Annotated in this window: 16 protein-coding genes and 1 pseudogene; 10 read left to right on the forward strand and 7 right to left on the reverse strand. The window is 64.8% G+C overall.

Annotated elements, in window-relative coordinates:
- Window positions 1-4: 4 nt before the first annotated feature.
- On the reverse strand, window positions 5-295 hold the full coding sequence (locus AC5Y47_RS13975) for a hypothetical protein (protein WP_499944574.1): 291 nt from the start codon (window positions 293-295) through the stop codon (window positions 5-7).
- Window positions 296-382: 87 nt separating this feature from the next.
- Here AC5Y47_RS13975 and AC5Y47_RS13980 point away from each other — a divergent pair, with 87 nt between their 5' ends.
- Window positions 383-1114, forward strand: coding sequence for a response regulator transcription factor (locus AC5Y47_RS13980; RefSeq protein ID WP_499944575.1), 732 nt, complete (start codon window positions 383-385; stop codon window positions 1112-1114).
- Window positions 1111-2568, forward strand: coding sequence for an ATP-binding protein (locus tag AC5Y47_RS13985; protein ID WP_499944576.1), 1458 nt, complete (start codon window positions 1111-1113; stop codon window positions 2566-2568). The genes AC5Y47_RS13980 and AC5Y47_RS13985 overlap by 4 nt, the downstream gene beginning before the upstream one ends.
- A gap of 98 nt (window positions 2569-2666) precedes the next feature.
- On the opposite strand, the gene AC5Y47_RS13990 is transcribed toward AC5Y47_RS13985, so the two are convergent.
- From AC5Y47_RS13990 to AC5Y47_RS14000, 3 genes are all read right to left on the reverse strand, one after another.
- Window positions 2667-3092, reverse strand: coding sequence for a type II toxin-antitoxin system death-on-curing family toxin (locus AC5Y47_RS13990; RefSeq protein ID WP_499944577.1), 426 nt, complete (start codon window positions 3090-3092; stop codon window positions 2667-2669).
- Between the two features lie 215 nt (window positions 3093-3307).
- Window positions 3308-4177: a S1 family peptidase gene (locus AC5Y47_RS13995; RefSeq protein ID WP_499944579.1), complete on the reverse strand. Its 870-nt coding sequence runs from the start codon at window positions 4175-4177 to the stop codon at window positions 3308-3310.
- 32 nt (window positions 4178-4209) lie between these two features.
- Entirely contained in the window at window positions 4210-4965 is a 756-nt protein-coding gene (locus tag AC5Y47_RS14000) for a TVP38/TMEM64 family protein (protein WP_499944580.1), read from the reverse strand.
- A 180-nt stretch (window positions 4966-5145) separates the two neighbouring features.
- Here AC5Y47_RS14000 and mutA point away from each other — a divergent pair, with 180 nt between their 5' ends.
- From mutA to lipL, 4 genes and pseudogenes are all read left to right on the forward strand, one after another.
- Window positions 5146-7005: a methylmalonyl-CoA mutase small subunit gene (gene mutA / locus AC5Y47_RS14005; RefSeq protein WP_499944581.1), complete on the forward strand. Its 1860-nt coding sequence runs from the start codon at window positions 5146-5148 to the stop codon at window positions 7003-7005.
- A complete protein-coding gene (scpA, locus tag AC5Y47_RS14010) occupies window positions 6959-9268 on the forward strand; it encodes a methylmalonyl-CoA mutase (RefSeq protein WP_499944582.1) in 2310 nt (769 codons plus the stop codon). Before mutA ends, scpA begins: the two co-directional genes overlap by 47 nt.
- An 85-nt stretch (window positions 9269-9353) precedes the next feature.
- Window positions 9354-10336, forward strand: a pseudogene (gene meaB, locus AC5Y47_RS14015) (methylmalonyl Co-A mutase-associated GTPase MeaB).
- Window positions 10337-10389: 53 nt separating this feature from the next.
- Entirely contained in the window at window positions 10390-11676 is a 1287-nt protein-coding gene (gene lipL, locus AC5Y47_RS14020; protein ID WP_499944583.1) for an esterase/beta-lactamase LipL, read from the forward strand.
- Between the two features lie 88 nt (window positions 11677-11764).
- Here the strand turns inward: lipL and AC5Y47_RS14025 are convergent, their stop codons facing one another.
- Both AC5Y47_RS14025 and rfbG read right to left on the reverse strand, forming a co-directional pair.
- On the reverse strand, window positions 11765-12589 hold the full coding sequence (locus AC5Y47_RS14025) for a phthiotriol/phenolphthiotriol dimycocerosates methyltransferase (RefSeq protein WP_499944584.1): 825 nt from the start codon (window positions 12587-12589) through the stop codon (window positions 11765-11767).
- A gap of 59 nt (window positions 12590-12648) precedes the next feature.
- The gene (gene rfbG / locus AC5Y47_RS14030) at window positions 12649-13662 is read right to left on the reverse strand and encodes a CDP-glucose 4,6-dehydratase (protein ID WP_499944585.1); all 1014 of its coding nucleotides are present in this window, start codon (window positions 13660-13662) and stop codon (window positions 12649-12651) included.
- 276 nt (window positions 13663-13938) lie between these two features.
- Here rfbG and AC5Y47_RS14035 point away from each other — a divergent pair, with 276 nt between their 5' ends.
- The 4 genes from AC5Y47_RS14035 to AC5Y47_RS14050 are packed head-to-tail and all read left to right on the forward strand — an operon-like array spanning window position 13939 to window position 19334.
- Window positions 13939-15198: a nucleotide sugar dehydrogenase gene (locus tag AC5Y47_RS14035; RefSeq protein WP_499944586.1), complete on the forward strand. Its 1260-nt coding sequence runs from the start codon at window positions 13939-13941 to the stop codon at window positions 15196-15198.
- Window positions 15195-16214 (forward strand): NAD-dependent epimerase/dehydratase family protein, encoded by a 1020-nt coding sequence (locus tag AC5Y47_RS14040; protein WP_499944587.1) that lies wholly within the window; start codon window positions 15195-15197, stop codon window positions 16212-16214. The genes AC5Y47_RS14035 and AC5Y47_RS14040 overlap by 4 nt, the downstream gene beginning before the upstream one ends.
- A gap of 27 nt (window positions 16215-16241) precedes the next feature.
- Window positions 16242-17723, forward strand: coding sequence for a glycosyltransferase (locus tag AC5Y47_RS14045; RefSeq protein ID WP_499944588.1), 1482 nt, complete (start codon window positions 16242-16244; stop codon window positions 17721-17723).
- A 21-nt stretch (window positions 17724-17744) separates the two neighbouring features.
- Complete coding sequence (locus AC5Y47_RS14050) at window positions 17745-19334, forward strand: hypothetical protein (RefSeq protein WP_499944590.1); 1590 nt, start codon at window positions 17745-17747, stop codon at window positions 19332-19334.
- A gap of 7 nt (window positions 19335-19341) precedes the next feature.
- On the opposite strand, the gene AC5Y47_RS14055 is transcribed toward AC5Y47_RS14050, so the two are convergent.
- On the reverse strand, window positions 19342-19701 hold a 360-nt coding region (locus tag AC5Y47_RS14055), incomplete at its 5' end, for an SGNH hydrolase domain-containing protein (protein ID WP_499944591.1).

Raw genomic sequence — 19701 nt, forward strand, 5'->3', positions numbered from 1 at the left:
GAAGTCAGCGCGGCCCGGGTAGCGGCGGTACCGGCACGATGCTCGGCGCCGGAGCGGACGGGACGGTCGGCACGGCGCTGGAGCTCGGCGGCGGGGGAGACGGCAAGCTCACCGTCGGTGTCGAAGACAGCTGCGGGTAGGGAGGCGGCGGCAGTTCGACGCGAACCGTGAAGACCAGACCGGTCACGGCGAACGCGGCCGCAGCGCCGAGCACCGCACCCGCGAGTCCCGCGCCGACCACCGCCGCGGTGGAGTGCCGTCCGACAGCGGTCTTGTTGGAGGCGTCCGAGACCATTTCGCTTCCCCTCTGATCGGTTCGTGCGCGCTGAGCGTAACCCGCTCCCGGTGCGGCGAGAGCCGACTGAACAGCAACGCGTGAACAATGGAGGCCATGACTCGCGCGGATCGCACCGGCAGAGTGACCGACCAATTCAGCGTCGGCACACCGCGGGTACTCGTGGTCGAGGACTCCGAAACGATTCGGGAGATGGTCGGCGAGGCGCTCGCCGACGTCGGCTATCACACCGACACCCGTTGCGACGGAAACGGATTGGAAGAGGTGCTGGAAGGTCTGCGACCGGACCTCGTGGTGCTCGACGTGATGTTGCCCGGCCGCGACGGCTTCGAGCTCATCGATGTGGTCCGCGAATGGGGCGACATCGGGATCGTGTTGATCACCGCCCGCGACGGGTTGACGGACCGGTTGCGCGGGCTCGACGGGGGTGCCGACGACTACGTCGTCAAACCGTTCGAGCTCGCCGAACTCGTGTCGCGGGTAGGTGCGGTGTTACGACGCCGGGGACGGCTGCCCAAGGTGGTGCAGTTGGGCGACGTGATCCTCGACGACGATGCGGGCGTGGCGGCACGCAACGGCCACCCGCTGGACCTGACCGCCACCGAGCTGAGGCTGTTGGGATTCCTGATGGAACAGCGGGGCCGGATCGTCAGCGCGAACCAGATCCTCAATGCGGTATGGGGCTACGACGCCTATGACCCGAATCTGGTGCAGGTGCATGTCAGCGGGTTGCGTCGCAAGCTCGAGGCGCACGGACCCCGGATACTGCACACCGTGCGCGGCATCGGCTACCGGTTGCAGCCCCAGCAGCGCTCGTGACGGACGCGGTCACTGCCACCCCGTCCCTGCAGCGACGGGTGATCCTGCTGGTCGTGGCATTGCTGGCGGTGCTGTTGGTGGTGCTGGGGGTGACGGTCGACGTCAGCCTGGGCATCCAGGCCCGGCGCAACCTGCACGACCGACTGCTGGCCGCCACATCGCGCGCCGACGCGCTGGTCGCCGCGCACACCTCCCCGGAACTGCTGGCCGCGCAACTCAACAGCGGCAGCGTGCGGGCATTGGTGGTGATGGCCGACGGCGTCACCTACGGCGATCCCGGGATCAGCGCCGACACCAAAGCCGGCTCCACGGTCCCGCCCCCCTTTCCGCCGCCTCCGGGCCGCCGACCCGGGCCGATGCCGTCGGGTGTGCCGCCCAGGCCGCCGCCCCCGCCGCCGGGTCCGCTGCCGGACGCGACGGCGACCGTGGTGGTGCACCCGCTGCCCGACGGCGCCCGGCTCATCCTGGTCGCCGACACCACCCAGACCACGCAGGTGACCCGGCAGCTGCGGCAGCTGATGATCGGTGCTGGTGTGGCGACGTTGCTGTTGGCCGCGCTGCTGCTGGTCGCGGTCAGCCGCACGGCATTGCGGCCATTGGACCGGCTGACCGCGCTGGCCAAGGACATCACCACCGGTGACCGCGGCAAGCGACTCCGACCATCCCGAACCGACACCGAATTAGGGCGCGCCGCAACCGCTTTCGACACGATGCTGGATGCGCTGGAGGATTCGGAGTCGCGTGCTCAACAGGCGGCCGACGCCGCGCAACGCGCCGAAGCCGCCACCCGGCAGTTCCTGGTCGACGCCGCACACGAGCTGCGCACCCCGATCGCGGGCATCCAAGCGGCCGCCGAGCAGCTTGCCGCCCATGAGGTCGACCCGGAGTCGAGCGCGCAGCACCGCCGGGCCGGCCTCCTGCAATCCGATGCCCGACGAGCCGGGCGCCTGGTCGCCGACATGTTGGATCTGAGCCGCATCGACGCCGGATTGTCGCTGGACGTCGGAGACACCGACCTCGCCGCCATCGTGGACGCCGAAGTGCAGCGCGCCGCCATGCTGGCCCCGCAGCTCTCGATCGTCCGCACGGGTCTACCGGAATTGATGGCGGTGGCCGACCCCACCCGGGTGGCGCAGATTCTGTCCAACCTGCTCGACAACGCCCGCCGGCACACACCGGATGGCGGCTCGATCACCGTAGAACTCGGCGGCGACCCTGCGACGGCCGTCGTCACCGTCACCGACACCGGCCCGGGCATCCCCGACGACGAGCGCTTCCGCATCTTCGAGCGCCTGGTCCGGCTGGACGCCGATCGTGCCCGCGATCACGGCGGTGCCGGACTGGGACTCTCGATCGCGCGTGCGCTGGCTCGGGCGCACGGGGGCGACCTGGTTTGTGTGCGGCACGACGGGGGTGCGCAGTTCCGGCTGAGTTTGTCGAGGGGTGAATGGTGACGTGCGCGTTGCGCGCGTCCAGGTGGTGCGACCCGTCTTCCGCGAGCGACGGCTTTACGGATGGCACGGTATCTGGAGCAGCGGGCAGGGCGATAACTTCAAACGGGATCGAGCCGAGGTCCCTGCTGCCACTTCACGCGAAACCACTCGGCCGCCTTCGTCAGGGTGAGATCGGGACGCGTCTCGTCGGTGTCGAATACCTCCTGTGCCACGGCCTGTACGAAGGTCTCGGCTTCAATGTCAGCGACTTTGGGCAGGGGAAACCCGTTGACCTTCAAGAAGACGACCGCAGCAAACCAGCCGGTGCGCTTGTTGCCGTCGGAGAAATACTGCGGCCCAGCGATGCCGTGGACGTAGGCTGCGGCTTTCGTCCAGATGTCAGGAAAAAGCTCGACTCCGAAATACTCGGAACTCGGACGGTGCGCTGCTGACTCCAAGCCGGGCAGATCGAGCGCGGTGCCGCCACTCTGATCAGCATTTATTTCGATGATTTGGCTCAGCGTCAGGTAGACGAAATCGGTCACTTCAGGCGTTCAGAGAGCCCAGCCCACCTGGTCTTTTCCTCCTCGTACGCAGCGCGAAAAACGTCATCAGCCACCTTGGTGGTTGGAGGGGTCTTGATTTCCTCGCCCGCCTCTTTGGGGGTGGAGTTGCTTCGTGTTCCCGCCATAACGGTCAGGATACGGCCAAACCGCAGATGCCGTAACTCATGATGTGGGTAGGCGTTCTCAATACGACATCACCCCGTCACCACGCTCAGTCCCCACCTATCAAGCCACGGCTGCACCAGCTCAGCCACCGAAAACGTTGCGGCAGTTGAGCAACTCGGGTTCGGGTCGTCGGGACGCCCGCCGCGGATGTGAATGCCGACGGCTACCGCACCCTCCTTGCGAATGAGGTAGACCGGGCCGCCCGAGTCTCCGCATTGGCTGGCCGCCAGGAACACCACCTTGCTCTCGGTGACGTCGGTGATCTGTCCGCATTCCACCCGGGCCGTCTTCATGCCGAATTTGCACAACTGCTGGCCGATCTGGAGTTCCTCGGCGACCCCGCTGACCGGCATCGACGCGCGTATCGCCGATGTCTGCGGAACCACGTCCGCATCGAGCATGATCAGCCCGATGTCGTGGGCCTCGCCGCGGGTTCCTTCGCTGACGGTCTGATCGAACGTGCCCACGGTGACGTAGGACTCGGCTGCGGAGTTGATGCTCACCTTGCTCGCCTCGCCGGGCTTGTTGCAGTGACCGGCGGTGAGCACCCCGGTCCGGCCGTCCCCGGTGCGCACCAAAAATCCTGCCGTACATGCCATTCCACCGCTGCCGTCGGTGTAGGTGACCGCGATCGCGGTGCCCGGACCGATCGTGCTGGCCGGCGGCAACGGGAACGGGATCACGATGGGAGGCTGGCCGGGCTGCAGGAAAGCTCTGTTCGGGACGGGCAGGAACATCGCGAACACGAACGACGCGGCACTGAGCAGCGCGAAGAACGAGAGCCGCCAACTGTAGGTGCGAGCGAGACCACGTGCGGCCAGCGGCCAGGCTGCCACCATCAGACACACCAACGCCCCGACGCCGAACATGACCGAGCGCACCAGGGACGCCTGCGACATGACGTCGATCTTTCAGGGAACGGTGGATGCGCTCAAACCGAGCGCGCAGGCTCCGGCTCGACCGTCGGGTGCGGCTTCGCGTGCTCCCGCCGGTATTTGCGGACCTCGTAGACCAGCCCGCCCAGCCCCAGTGCGCCCGTGCACACTGATACCGCAATCAGCAACGGGTTGCCGTCCCCGACGACGGCGTTGCCCAGGATCACCACGGCGGCGGTACCGGGCAGCAACCCCACAACAGTGGCCCACGTGTAGGGCATCACCCGCACGGCCGAGGCACCCGCGGCGTAGTTGATCGCGGCGAACGGCACGGCCGGAATGAAGCGCAACGACAGAATCGCCGGCCAGCCCCGTTCGCCGAGCCGCTCGTCCAGCCGCATGATCGCGCGCCGGTGTTCAAGCCGGGACAACCGCCATCCGGTCCCGCGGACCACCAGCAATGCCAGCACCGCGCTGGCGGTGCTGGCCGTCACCGCGATGGCTATCCCGATCACCGGCCCGAACAACAGTCCCGCCGCAATCGTGAACGCGGTGCGGGGGAAGGGCGGCACCGTGACCAGGGTGTGCACCAGCCAGAACGCCAGCGGGAACCAGGGACCCAGTGATTGCGCCCAATCGCGCATTTCGATCGCAGTGGGCAGCGGGACCCACACAGCTACCGCCACCAGGACTGTGATTCCCAACACGGTGGCCACCAGCCGCGGCAGCGACGTGCCGCGCACCGCGGCCCGCACGGCGGCTGCAAACCCGCGCACCGTATCGGTGCTTTTGCAGATGGCGGGAGCTGTCACGGGTCCCAAGGGTACGGGGTGCAGGTGAATACCGAGTTTCCCTCGGCTGGCGTTTCGCGTCACAGTCTGGCGCCGATAATCGCATCTCGATTCCTGATTTGCGGGCCCGATCAACTAGCCTGATTTGCGAGTTGCATCCCTCAAGCAAACTCGATGGTGCTGGGAAAACAGGAGCAATCGGTGTCCATTGACGTACCCGAGCTGGCGGACCTAGAACAGGTTCGCGGGCGTTGGCGCCACGCCGTCGCCGGTGTGCTGTCCAAGAGCACCCGCAGTGACCCGGCCGAGCTGGGTGACGAACCCGAGCATCGGCTGGACACGCCGACCTACGACGGTTTCGCGATCAGGCCGCTCTACACCGCGTTCGACGAGCTGCCGGAACCGCCGCTGCCCGGCCAATGGCCGTTCCTACGTGGCGCCGACCCGCTGCGCGACGTCAAGTCCGGTTGGAAGGTGGCAGAGGCGTTCCCGCTGCCCGGCCTCGCCGTCGACGAGGCGAACTCGGCTCTGCTCGCCGCGCTCGGGGAAGGGGTCAGCGCGCTGCTGGTCCGGGTAGGGGAGTCGGGGGTAGCTCCCACCCAACTCGGAGCCCTCCTCGACGGGGTGCACTTGAGCATGGCGCCGGTGATTCTGGATGCGGGCGCTGACTTCGTCGCCGCCGCCGACGCGATGCTGTCGCTGGTGGACGCGGTCGCCGAAGACCAGCGCGCCACCGTGTCGGTCGATTTGGGAGCCGACCCGCTGACCGCGTCGCTGAGCGACCGCAACGCCGCGCCGCTCAACGACGTGTGCGCCGTTGCCGGCCGCGCCGCTGGCAAACACGGCGTGCGAGCCATCACCGTCGACGGGCCGGCATTCCACAATTTGGGTGCCACCGCTGCGTGGGAACTCGCCGGCACGATCGCCGCGGCGGTGGCCTACCTGCGGGTGCTTACCGAAGCTGGGCTGTCGGTTCCGGATGCGTTGCGCCAGATCAGTTTCCGGCTCGCCGCCGACGACGACCAGTTCATGACGCTGGCAAAGGTGCGCGCGGTGCGGCAGCTGTGGGCGCGCGTCGCCGAGGTCGCGGGTGACCCGGACGGCGGCGCCGCGGTGGTACACGCCGAGACGTCGTTGCCGATGATGACCCAGCGTGACCCGTGGGTGAACATGCTGCGCTGCACCCTGGCGGCCTTCGGGGCAGGCGTCGGTGGCGCCGACACGGTGCTGGTCTACGCCTTCGACGTGGCCATCCCCGGCGGCTGGCCCGGCACGGCAACCAGCTTCGCGCGGCGCATCGCCCGCAACACCCAGCTGCTGTTGCTCGAGGAGTCGCACGTCGGTCGGGTGCTCGATCCCGCCGGCGGGTCCTGGTTCGTCGAGGACCTCACCAAACAGCTGGCCGAGCAGGCGTGGGCGCACTTTCAGTCCATCGAATCCGAAGGCGGGTTCGTCGACGCCCAGGATTACCTGAGGGATCAGTTGAACGAGCTGGCCGCTAAACGAGCCGACGACGTCGCGCACCGACGGGTCGCGATCACCGGCGTCAACGAATTCCCCAACCTCGGTGAAGCGCCACTCCCGCAGGGTGATTCGTTAGGCCGGGCCGGGCACGTCGTGCGCTACGCCGCCGAATTCGAGGCGCTGCGCGACCGTTCGGATGCCTACTTCGCCGAACACGAGATCCGGCCGCAGGTGCTGTTGCTGCCGCTGGGACCGTTGGCCGAGCACAACATCCGGACCACGTTCGCGACCAACCTGCTGGCCTCGGGCGGCATCGAGGCCGTCAACCCGGGACCCGTCGATGCCGCCGGGGTCGGCAAAGCCGTAGAGGCGTCCGGGTCGCTCGGTGTCGCGGTGATCTGCGGCACCGACAAGCGCTACGCCGAGGAGGCGTCCGACGTCGTCAAGGCGGCGCGCGATGCGGGGATCGAGCGGGTGTACCTGGCCGGCCCGGAAAAGGCCGTCGGGGAGAGCGAGCATCGGCCCGACGAGTTCCTGACCATGAAAATCAATGCGGTGCAAGCGCTTTCGGATCTGCTCAACCGGTTGGGAGCCTGACGTGACTGCCACAGTCCCCACAATCGGCAACTTCGCCGACATCCCCCTCACCGGCGACCGGACCGTGCCCAAGCCCACCGCGGAGGCGGTCGAGACGTACGTCGAGGCGGCCGCGAAAGCCCACTGGTACACCCCGGATCAGTTGCAATGGCAGACGCCGGAAGGCATCGACGTCAAGCCCGTCTACATCGCCGAAGACCGCCGCGATGCCGGAGAAGCGGGCTATCCGCTCAACAGCTTTCCCGGCGAGCCGCCGTTCGTGCGCGGCCCCTACCCGACGATGTATGTCAACCAGCCGTGGACGATCCGCCAGTACGCGGGCTTCTCGACCGCCGCGGAATCCAACGCGTTCTACCGCCGCAACCTGGCCGCCGGCCAGAAGGGCCTGTCGGTGGCCTTCGACTTGGCCACCCACCGCGGCTACGACTCCGACCACCCGCGCGTGCAGGGTGACGTCGGGATGGCCGGTGTGGCAATCGATTCCATCTTGGACATGCGGCAGTTGTTCGACGGCATCGACCTGTCGGCGGTGTCGGTGTCGATGACGATGAACGGTGCGGTGCTGCCGATTCTGGCGCTGTATGTCGTTGCGGCCGAGGAGCAGGGGGTGCCGCCGGAGAAGCTGGCCGGCACCATCCAGAACGACATCCTCAAAGAGTTCATGGTGCGCAACACCTACATCTATCCGCCCAAGCCGTCCATGCGCATCATCTCCGACATCTTCGCCTACACCAGCGCCAAGATGCCGAAGTTTAACTCCATCTCGATCTCCGGCTATCACATCCAAGAGGCCGGCGCCACAGCGGATTTGGAGCTGGCGTACACGCTGGCCGACGGGGTGGAGTACATCAAGGCCGGCTTGGACGCCGGCCTGGACATCGACAAGTTCGCCCCGCGGCTGTCCTTCTTCTGGGGCATCGGGATGAACTTCTTCATGGAGGTCGCCAAGCTGCGGGCTGGGCGACTCCTGTGGAGCGAGCTGGTCGCCAAGTTCGACCCGAAGAACGCCAAATCGCTGTCGCTGCGCACTCATTCGCAGACCTCGGGGTGGTCGCTGACCGCTCAGGACGTGTTCAACAACGTCGCCCGCACCTGCATCGAGGCCATGGCCGCGACCCAGGGCCACACCCAGTCGCTGCACACCAACGCCCTCGACGAGGCACTGGCGCTGCCCACCGACTTCTCGGCCCGCATCGCACGCAACACCCAGCTGGTGCTACAGCAGGAGTCCGGCACCACCAGGCCCATCGACCCGTGGGCGGGCTCGTATTACGTGGAGTGGCTGACTCATCAGCTCGCCCAGCAGGCCCGCGCCCACATCGAAGAGGTCGCCGAACACGGCGGCATGGCCCAGGCGATCAGCGAAGGTATTCCCAAGCTGCGCATCGAGGAAGCCGCCGCCCGCACCCAGGCCCGCATCGACTCCGGCCAGCAACCGGTGATCGGCGTGAACAAGTACCAGGTGGTCGAGGACCAAGAGATCGAGGTGCTCAAGGTCGAGAACAGCCGGGTGCGCGCCGAACAACTCGCGAAACTGCAAGAGCTGCGGGCGAATCGGGACTCCGACGCCGTCGAGGCCGCACTGGCCGAGCTGACCCGTGCGGCCGGCGCGCAGGGTCCGGCCGGTGAGGACGGACTCGGCAACAACCTGATGGCGCTGGCGATCAACGCGGCCCGGGCCAAGGCCACCGTCGGGGAGATCTCCGATGCGCTGGAGCAGGTCTACGGTCGGCACCAGGCCGAGATCCGCACCATCGCAGGCGTTTACCGTGATGAAATCCAGGGAGGCGACAACATCACCCCGCTTTCCAAAGCCACTGACCTAGTGGAGAAGTTCGCCGAGGCCGACGGCCGCCGGCCCAGGATCCTGATTGCCAAGATGGGCCAGGACGGCCACGACCGCGGCCAGAAGGTGATCGCGACCGCGTTCGCCGACATCGGTTTCGACGTCGACGTCGGGTCGCTTTTCTCCACCCCCGAGGAGGTGGCCCGCCAGGCCGCCGACAACGACGTGCACGTCGTCGGGGTGTCGTCGCTGGCGGCCGGCCACCTGACCCTGGTTCCGGCGTTACGCGACGCGCTGGCCGAGGTCGGCCGGCCCGACATCATGGTCGTGGTCGGCGGCGTCATACCCCCCGGCGACTTCGACGAGCTGTACGAGGCGGGGGCGGCCGCGATCTTCCCGCCGGGGACGGTGATTGCCGACGCGGCAATCGGCTTGCTGGGCAAGCTCGCCGAGCGCCTGGGGTACGAGCTGGGCTAGTGGACAGCACGGGGACGGTGTTGATTCTGCGGCTACGGCGACAAAGTCCGGGTAGGTCGCGTCCTCAGCGCAGAGTCAATTACAGATGACGTCGAAGAACCTGGCCGACGCCATCCGCGGTGGTGACCGCGCAGCGTTGCCGCGGGCCATCACGCTGTTGGAGTCCACTCGCAAGGATCATCGGGAACGGGCGCAGCAGCTGCTCCTGGAGCTATTGCCCCATTCAGGCAACGCTCACCGGGTCGGTATCACCGGGGTGCCCGGCGTCGGCAAGTCCACCAGCATCGAAGCCCTCGGCATGCACGTGATCGACCGCGGCCACAAGGTCGCAGTGCTGGCGGTCGACCCGTCCTCGACGCGTACCGGCGGCTCGATTCTGGGGGACAAGACCCGGATGGCACGCCTGGCGGTGCACCCCGACGCCTACATCCGGCCGTCCCCGACCTCGGGGACCTTGGGCGGCGTGGCAAAGGCGACCAGGGAAACGGTCGTGCTGTTGGAGGCCGCGGGTTTCGACGTGATCCTGATCGAGACCGTGGGCGTCGGCCAGTCCGAGGTGGCGGTCGCCAACATGGTCGACACGTTCGTGTTGCTGACCCTGGCGCGGACCGGGGATCAGTTGCAGGGCATCAAGAAAGGCGTGCTGGAGCTGGCCGACATCGTGGTGGTCAACAAGGCCGACGGTGCGCACCTCAAGGACGCCAAGATGGCCGCCCGCGAACTGTCCGGGGCGATCAGGTTGATCTATCCGCGCGAAACGCTTTGGCGGCCACCGGTTCTCACCATGAGCGCACTCGAGGCGACCGGATTGGCCGAGCTGTGGGAGACCGTCGAACAGCACCGCGCGGTACTTACCGAAGCCGGGAGGTTCGAGGAGCGCCGCCGTGACCAGCAGGTCGACTGGACCTGGCAGATGGTCCGTGACGCCGTGCTAGACCGGGTGTTGTCCAACCCCGACGTGCGCAAGATCCGCCGCGACGTCGAACGTCGGGTTCGCGAGGGCGAGCTGACTCCCGCGTTAGCCGCCCAGCAAATACTTGGGATAGCGACGAGTTAACGGATCGGTAAATATGTCGGGGTTTGCCCGCAAGCAGTTAGACGGGTGAAGTAAATTCGGATTCGTGACGGTAGACATCGGAGTCAATCGCCGCGCTGTTCCTGCCCACGATGCCCCTGACGCAGGGCATGGTGTGTTCGGCGCCGCGGACTCCCACTTCGGCTGCGTTGTTCGTGCGTTTTCCACCATGTGGCCCGGTCACCGCTTCGGCGGCGGCGCGCTGGCCGTCTATCTCGACGGGCAACCCGTCGTCGATGTCTGGAAGGGCTGGGCCGACCGGGACGGTGACGTGCCGTGGTCGGCCGACACTGCTCCCATGGTCTTCTCGGCAACCAAGGGCATGGCCGCCACGGTCATCCACCGCCTGGCCGATCGCGGCCTGATCGACTACGACGCACCCGTCGCCGAGTACTGGCACGCCTTCGGCGCCAACGGCAAAGCCGACATGACGGTCCGCGACGTCATGAAGCACACGGCCGGCCTATCGGGTCTGCGCGGGGCCACGCAGGCGAACATCTTCGACCACGTCGAGATGGAGGAGCGGCTGGCAGCGGCGTCGCCGGGACGCCTGCTGGGTCAACCCGCCTATCACGCGCTGACGTTCGGTTGGTTGATGTCGGGACTGGCCCGCGCCGTCACCGGCAAGGACATGCGGGTCCTGTTTCGCGAGGAACTCGCCAAGCCGCTGGGCACCGACGGGTTCCACCTCGGCCGGCCGCCGGCCGATTCGCCGACCCGCGCCGCCGAGATCATCATGCCGCAGGACATCGCCGGCACCCCGATCGTCAACTACGCGATCCAGAAGATCGCCAATAGCTTCTCCGGCGGCTACCGCTCCATGTACTTCCCGGGTGTCATCGCCTCGGTGTCGGGGAACATGGCGATGCTGGACGCCGAGATCCCCGCTGCCAACGGCGTGGTGACCGCGCGGGCGCTGGCGCGGATGTACGGTGCGATCGCCAACGGCGGCGAGGTCGACGGCACCCGGTTCCTGTCGCGGCGCCTGGTCGCCGGGTTGACCGGGGAGCGGATCAGGCAACGCGACCGCAACATCTTCGTGCCGATGGCCTTCCACCTCGGCTACCACGCGCTGCCCATCGGGAACGTGATGCCGGGGTTCGGCCACGTGGGCCTCGGCGGCTCAGTCGGATGGGCCGACCCGGAGACGGGACTGGCGATCGCCGTCGTGCACAACCGGCTGCTCACTCCGCTGGTGCTCACCGACCACGCCGCCTTCGTCGGTCTGTACGCGCTGATCCGTCAGGGCGCGGCCAAGGCGCGCAAGCGCGGCTACCGGCCGGTGCACGGACTGGGGGCGCCGTACTCGGAGCCGGGGGCGGTCGCAGGGTAGCTCGGGCTGTCGCCCGGCGGAACCAAAGGCGCTGCCGCGGTCACCTCAGCTCAGAGGAGGTCGCGGCGAGCGCACGGCCGTTGGCCGATCAATCCTTGGTGAAGCTGAACAACCGGTACACCAGCTCGTTTCTTTCCAGTCGCTGGTAGCCCGTCGAGCCCGGCCCGCCGACGATGTGCCCCGCCAGGCGGCGCATGAACGGCAAGCGGCGAGCGATCTGGTCGAGCAGCCGATTGTGCTCCAGCCCCCGCAGAACCTCTTTGTTGATGTCCCGTTGCGACAGTTTGCGCAGCGGGGTGTTGTCCAGCGTCGCTTCCCATTCGGGTACCGCATGGGCGTCACGCAGATCCGCGTACAAAAAGTGACCGCCCGGACGCAGCACGCGCGTCACCTCGCTGAGGAACTTCGGAAAGTCGAGGTAGTGCAGTCCGGCCTCGATGTTGATCACGACATCGAAGGACTGATCCGGAAACGGGAGGTCCTGGGCATTGCCCTGCACGAACTTCAGCCCGGGCAAGACGTGCCGCTTCTGGCAGAAGTTGACGCCGACGTTGTTCAGATCCAGTCCGGTGTAATTCGCCGGGTGCATGGTCCGCACCAGATACGACGCGCCTCCGCCGTGCCCGCAACTGACTTCCAGCACGTCTTTACCGCTGATATCCACCTGGCTCGCGGTGGCGTGATACAGCTGGATGGGGAGCCGGTCGGGCTCGTCGGAAGGGTCCAGCGGCACCCCCATCGGCGGGTTCTCTTCGTAGCCGAGGTTGAGGAACAGCACGTCGTCCCTGGCAACCGCCCGACTGAGCAGCCGGTAACCACTCTTGGTGGTGCCCCAGTAGACGACCTTCTCCAGCACAGGATTGCGGGCCAGCCGGTTGACGAACTTCTCGGTACGCGTGAGTGGTGCAGACATGGGGCGTAGTACGTGTCCGCTCGCTGCGCCCTTATTACGTAGTGCAGTACTCAATCCGCCTACCGGCCTTCGAACGCGGCGATCTGCTCTCGGGTGATGGCCAGGGGGTCGACACCTTCGTGCACGCGTCGTTCCCAGTCGATGGTCCATGTCACGGCGTCGCGGAAACCGAGGCGATTACGCCAGCCGAGTTCGCGCTGCACCTTGGTGGCGTCCAGGGCCAGCAGGTTGGCCTCGTGCGGGTGGTCACCGGGCTGAGGTTCCCAGTGCGCTCCGCCGCCCCACAGTTCGGCCGCCAGCGAGGCGACCTGACCGACCTCGACGAAGCTGTCCCGGCCCGGCCCGATGTTCCACTGGCCCAGCCCGGAACCGGACAGCAAAGCGTCGGCGATCGTCACATAGCCGTTGAGGCAGTCCAGTACGTGCTGCCAGGGCCGAACCGCACGCGGGAACCGGAGCAGGGGTGGCCGGCGACTTGCGTAGGCGCGCACCAGGTCCGGCATAAGCCGCTCCGGGCTGACGTCACCGCCGCCGATCACATTGCCGCCCCGGGCGATTGCGGTGGGGCAGCCCGGATAGCTGCGAATCCACGACTGAGTAAGTAGATCGGCCATTGCTTTGGATGCGCTGTAGGGATCGTCACCGCCGAGAGGGTCGGTCTCGACGTAGCCGGCCTCCTGGTCGACGTTGCGGTAGACCTTGTCGGTGGTGATGACGACGTGCGCACGTACCGATGGGGTCTTTGCGACGGCTTCGAGCACGTTGAGCGTGCCCATGGCGTTGGTCTCGTAGGTGTAGCGCGGTTCGCGGTAGGACTCACGGACCTGCGATTGCGCGGCCATGTGCACCACGACGTCGGGAGCCACGCCTTGTATTGCCGCGGTGGTTGCTTGCGCGTCACGAATATCCGTCCGATGATCGGCCAGCAGTCGGTCGGCCAGGCGAGTCCGTTCGAAGAGGCTGCCGTCGGGCGGATCGAGGGCCAGGCCTGACACCTGGTGACCGCGGCTGAGCAGCAGCAATGTCAACCACGGTCCTTTGAAGCCAGTGTGCCCGGTGATCAAGTAGTGCATGGCTAGCGCGCGATCAGCAGAACGGTACGAAATAGCAAAAGAGAGCTCCTATGTCCCCGGGGGCGGCGCGACTCTCTATTAAACGCCGCCAGGAAAAAGCTGCAGCATGCCACCGGTATCAAAGGCCGCGTTGAGGAATACCTCCGGTATAACTCACAAACGACGCATATGTGAGAGAGAAATTTCGTACTCTCGTCCCACGCATGCCCTGACTGTGGGGACAGTTGGATCGCGCCGGCTTGGTGCGGTCGGGTACTAGGGGAGGTGGTGGTTCGCATGGCGAATCAACACAATGAGCGGATCTGCATCGTGGGGGGCGCTGGACACGTCGGCCTACCGCTGGCGCTGGTGTTGGCGGACGAGGGCTATTCGGTCGACATCTTGGACACAAACGCTTTGGCGTTGAAGACAATCATGGCCGGCAGGATGCCGTTCATCGAGCACGGCGCCGAGGAACTGCTCAAGCGGCTGCTGCCCACCGGGCGTCTTTCGGCAAGTACTGACTCATGGATCGTCCGGAATGCCGACATCGTCATCTGCGTCGTTGGAACACCGGTCGACGAGTTCCTCACGCCCCAGGCTCACACGTTCTTCCGCATCATCAACGAGATGAGTCCATACTTCCACGACGAGCAGACGCTGGTGCTCAGGAGCACGGTCTACCCGGGGCTGACCCAGCGCGTCCACGATCTTTTCCGGGAGCGCGGCATCGGCGTTCACGTGACGTTTTGCCCCGAACGCATCGCACAGGGGCACTCGATCAGTGAGCTGCGGGCCATTCCGCAGATCATCAGCGGGTTCGACGCCGAGGGTCTACGGGTGGTCCGCAAGTTGTTCTCGGGAATCACCAGCGAAATCATCGAAGTCGAACCGCAGGAAGCCGAACTGGCCAAGTTGTTCTGCAACAGTTACCGCTACATCCAGTTCGCGGTTGCCAATCAGTTCTATCTGCTCAGCCGTGAGGCGGGGCTCGACTACAACCGCGTGCATCATGCGGCGACGTACCGGAACAGCCGAGTGGACAGCTTGCCGAGGGCGGGACTTGCGGCCGGTCCGTGTCTGCTGAAAGACACCATGCAATTGGCCGCATTCAGCAACAACAACTTCATGCTTGGGCATTCGGCCATGCTGATCAACGAAGGCCAGCCGCAATTCATCGTCAACATGCTCAAGCGACGAGTTGACCTGCGAGACAAGACCGTTGGCATCCTTGGTATGACCTTCAAAGCTGACTGTGACGACACGCGCGACTCGCTGAGCTTCAAGCTTCGGCATCTTCTGATGTTGGAAGCCAAAGAAGTGATCCGCCACGACCCCTTCCTGGACGGGCCGGACTATCTGCCGCTGGAGGCTGTTGTGGAGCGAGCCGACGTGATCGTGGTCGGCGTGCCTCACTCGCAGTATCGGGGGCTGCGGGTTCCCGAAGGCAAGATCGTCGAGGATGTGTGGAACTGCCTCGATCTGAGCGCGGCCGACGACAACGCATTAAATGGGGCCGAATTGGCGACACTAGGGATGGGGGCTGCAGCTCGGTGAAGGTTCTCGTAACGGGCAGTGCGGGATTCATCAACGGTTATGTGGTCGAGGAACTTCTTCAGGCTGGCCACGAGGTCGTAGGGATCGACAATTTCTCAAAGTACGGGCCCGTCAAGAAGAGCTATGACGATCACCGGAACTACCATTTCGTAGAAGGCGACGTCAAGGACGTCAACCTGATGTTCGAGCTGGTCGAAGGCTGTGACCAAATGATCGCCAGCGCCGCGCGCATCGGCGGCATCACCTACTTTCACGAGTACGCCTATGATCTGCTCGCCGAGAACGAACGGATAGCCGCGGCCCACTTCGACGCCGCCATCTACGCGTATCAACAGGGCTGGCTCAAGAAGATCAATGTAATCAGTTCGTCGATGGTGTTCGAGAACGCCATCGTTTTCCCGACACCTGAAAAGCACATCACTGAATGCCCGCCTCCGACAAGCACTTACGGGTTTCAGAAACTGGCGTGCGAATATTTCGCGCACGGCGCTTACGAGCAGTACGGGCTGCCCTACACGATCATTCGTCCCTTCAACTGTGTGGGTACGGGCGAACAGCGAGCCATCGGCGGACGCGAAATCCCCAGCGGCAATGTGAAACTCGCGATGAGCCATGTCGTTCCCGACCTGATTCAGAAGGTGGCCAAAGGGCAGGATCCGCTGCACATACTCGGTGACGGCACTCAGGTGCGGCATTACACCTACGGCGGAGACCTGGCCCGCGGCATCCGCACCTGCATGGAGCACGCAGCCGCGCTCAACGGTGACTTCAACCTCTCGACTCCCGAGGCCACGACTGTTGTCGAACTCGCCGAGGTGATCTGGCGCAAGATGCGTCCGGGCGTCCCGTTCCGTTACGAAAGCGACCCCCCGTTCGAGCACGACGTGCAACTGCGTTCACCGGACGTGCAAAAGGCTTCGCAGATGCTGGGGTATTCCGCGACGACGACGCTGGATGAGATGCTCGACGAGGTCATACCCTGGGTGGTCAACGCCGTCGAGGCGGGAACCATCTGACGCGCGTCGAAGCGACCCAAGGACAACATGCGTATCGCGGGTGAGATCGACCTACAACAGCTGTACCGCAACCGTTTTGGCCACGACCTTCAGTCACGATCAGAAGTCTGGAACGTACTGGTCCGCGACTTTTTTCAAAGGTGGGTGAGGCGCAGCGACACGGTCGTCGACCTGGGATGCGGTTACGGCGAGTTCTTGAATCACGTCAAGGCGGCGCGGCGGATCGGTGTCGACCTCAACCCGGACAGCGCGACGATGCTGGATTCCGATATCGAGTTCCACCAGTGCCGCGCCGACGAACTCGCTTTCCTTGACGACGGCTCAGTGGACGTGGTGTTCAGCAGCAACATGCTTGAGCATCTGCGAGACAAGACCGAGGTCGAGCGCACCATTGCCGAGGTGCGCCGGGTGCTGAAGCCGGGAGGACATTTCATCGCTCTGGGCCCGAACATCCGCTTTCTGGCCGGCGCTTACTGGGACTTCTGGGACCACTCCGTGGCGATCAGCGATCGGTCGTTGACCGAGCTTCTGCAAATCCACCAGTTCACGGTCGTGGATTCTTACCAGCACTTCCTGCCCTACACGACGTATTCTTCGCTGCCGAAAACGCCGATCCTGGTCCAGACATACTTGCGATCCAGGTGGGCCTGGCCAGTATTCGGTAAACAGTTCGTGATTCGAGCGCAGAAGCCGGTCGAGGCCGTCGTGCAAATGATCAGCGTAGTGATTCCCGTGTACAACGAGGGTGACAACATCCAGATCTGCGTCAGGCGCCTTGCGCAGACATTGACGGACACACCGCACGAATTGCTGATCTGCTACGACTTCGACGAAGACACGACGCTGCCTGCGCTGCAGGCAATGTCAGACCGACCGGCCACGGTTCGGCTGGTGCGCAATAAATTGGGCAAGGGCGTGGCGAATGCTTTGATCGCCGGCTTTGCCGCAGCACGCGGTGACGTCATCGTCAGCTCTATGGCGGATCTATCCGACCCGCCGTCCGTTATCCCGCTGATGGCAGCCAAGATCCGCGACGAAGGAGCCGACGTCGTCAGCGGTTCGCGCTACATGCCCGGGGGCTCACAGATGGGCGGGCCGCGGCTCAAGACGCTCATGTCGCGGACGGCTGGACTGAGTCTGCATTATGTGGGGCGCCTGCCGACGCACGATGCGACCACGAATTTCCGCGCGTACAGCCGGCGCTTCCTGCGGGACGTCGCAGTGCAAAGTGAGCGCGGGTTCGAGGTGGGACTGGAGCTCACGACGAAGGCTCATTTACTCGGATACCAGGTCGACGAAGTGCCGAGCAGTTGGGAGGACCGTACGGCGGGGGAAAGCAAGTTTGATCTCGTCGGTTGGTTGCCGGCCTACTTGCGCTGGTACGGGTTGGCCATGCGGCGTCCAGTGATGCGTTGGGCCGGAGGCGCGGTGGCCGGGTTGGGGGCGGTGAAGACGATATTGCAATACAAGCGCAGCGACCGTCGCAATTGGAAGGCCGAAGCGCCATGACGACGAATCAGGTTAAACGGGGTGCATCGCTCAAAACGTAGGCACGAGGAGTCGACAATAAAGCATGCGGGCGAGGCGGCTGCCGATGCTTTGCCAGCTCACGACGACGCACCCCCAACTTCGATCGACGGCGGGCCGGACACGCCCCCGCGCCGCAAGACCAAGTTCGGTGTGACCACAGCGGTCGCCTGCGTTGTATTAGGCGCTAAGCTGATCGTCATCTCAGTGCTGGGGTCACCAATGCCTCTAGCTGATCAGTGGGACGGCGAGGCCGCTACACTGTACGCGCCGTATCTGAAGGGGACACTGACCTTCGCCGATCTCTTCGCCCCGCACAACGAACACCGAATCTTCGTCTTCCGCCTGTTTGCCCTGGCGCATCTCGAGCTGGCAGGCGAATGGAGCCCGCGCCTCGAAATGGTATTAGGCGCGATCATTCACACCGCGGTGATTACCTGGCTGCTAGCTCTGTTAATGCCCCTGGTTGCGGTGCAGCGACGCTTGTTCTTGGCGTGCTTCGCTGCCTTCTTCTTCGCGATCCCCTTCGGCTACGAGAACACACTCTCAGGTTTCCAGAGCCAGCTGTACTTCAGCTTGCTGTTTGGTGTCGCGGCTCTGGTGGCGCTAGCATCGGCCCCGCCGTTTGCCGTGCGGTGGGGTTGTGGTTTGGCTGCGGCAATCCTCAGCTACTTTTCCTTTGCCACAGGTGTCGCAACGACGCTTGCGGCCGGTGCGCTCGTCGGTCTGCAGTTGCTCAGCAACAGCAGGAGACGATGTGGTCGCGAGTTCGCCGGCGTTGCCGTCCTGATATTCGTCGCCTGCGTGCTGATCCTTTGGTCGGCATCGCGGGCACACCCGACCACCACCGCGTGGACATTCCTTCAAGGTCTGGCGGCGCTTGCAGCCAGAACGGTCATTGCCCTCATACCGATCGCTTGGTATTGGCGTCATACGCTGGCGCGGCGTGCGGCCGCATCTGACCCCGCTTGGTTGGTAATCGGAATCAGCGGGTGGGTCGTACTCCAGCTCGTTCTGCTGGCGTTTGGCCGTGGCACCGATATTGCCGTTCGGTATATGGACATTGTGTTACTTGTTTACCCAGTTGCCGTGGTGGCGGTCTTCGCACTCGCGGACAGCGCAGACAGTACGCGATTCAGTCGGTACGGGGCAACGGGGGTCTTCACTGTCGTAGCGACGTTTGGGGTGATGGGTTACATATTTGGGGTTGGGGCCACGCAATGGAGCAATTCCGCACGTGAGCAGCTGGCCAACGTACAGGCTTACCTTGCCACGAAGAATGTCGACCAGTTGAAGTCACGGCGGAAACCAGGGCAGACGATCGACGTCGCCTATCCAAATTCCCAGCGGTTGGCAACGGTAATAGGAGATCCTGACGTGAGGGCCATTTTACCCACCGAATTGCGCCCGGCGGACGCCGACAATGTCACAGCTCGTAATCACATGTGGCTCAAAGGGTTTCTGGCAGACGCCACCGCCGCGGTCGTTCGCCTCCTGCTCTTGATAGGTCCGGCTTTTCTGGCCGGCGGGGTGGCCCTGTTCTTCGCGGTCGAAACGCGCATTGCTCTTGCTGATCGCGTAGTCAAGCGGTAACGGTAGCTTAGTTTCTTCCTAGCGCCTTGCTGAGTTGTGGGTAGTCCGCAAACATGCGATTCACCAAATACCTGCTGCCAATGTTGTTGACATGGTTGGTGTCTCGGAATAGGAGGGCGTCGCCCTTATTCATGCTGCAGACCGCGTCGTCGCAGAAGTACTGCGCCGTGTTCAGCAGTTGCACACCCGGCACTTTGTCCACCGCCTCTTTGAGTCGCGGCCAATATTTTTGATGTGTGCTTTCAAAGCGCTTCCGGTCCTCGCTGCATTTGGGAAACGGCAAGATGGGGGAAATCCGGTACTTGCAGGCCACGGCGTGGAAGGGAAATGTAGGAACGTCATCGGTAACAAAGACAGTCTTTCCTTG

The organism is Mycobacterium sp. NGS22 (assembly GCF_059813095.1).

Coding starts and splice junctions, on each gene's coding strand:
- AC5Y47_RS13975 (WP_499944574.1), bottom strand. CDS start 295: ATGGTCTCGGACGCCTCCAACAAGACCGCTGTCGGACGGCACTCCACC.
- AC5Y47_RS13980 (WP_499944575.1), top strand. CDS start 383: ATGGAGGCCATGACTCGCGCGGATCGCACCGGCAGAGTGACCGACCAA.
- AC5Y47_RS13995 (WP_499944579.1), bottom strand. CDS start 4,177: ATGTCGCAGGCGTCCCTGGTGCGCTCGGTCATGTTCGGCGTCGGGGCG.
- scpA (WP_499944582.1), top strand. CDS start 6,959: ATGCGGTGCAAGCGCTTTCGGATCTGCTCAACCGGTTGGGAGCCTGAC.
- AC5Y47_RS14025 (WP_499944584.1), bottom strand. CDS start 12,589: ATGTCTGCACCACTCACGCGTACCGAGAAGTTCGTCAACCGGCTGGCC.
- rfbG (WP_499944585.1), bottom strand. CDS start 13,662: ATGCACTACTTGATCACCGGGCACACTGGCTTCAAAGGACCGTGGTTG.
- AC5Y47_RS14035 (WP_499944586.1), top strand. CDS start 13,939: ATGGCGAATCAACACAATGAGCGGATCTGCATCGTGGGGGGCGCTGGA.
- AC5Y47_RS14045 (WP_499944588.1), top strand. CDS start 16,242: ATGCGTATCGCGGGTGAGATCGACCTACAACAGCTGTACCGCAACCGT.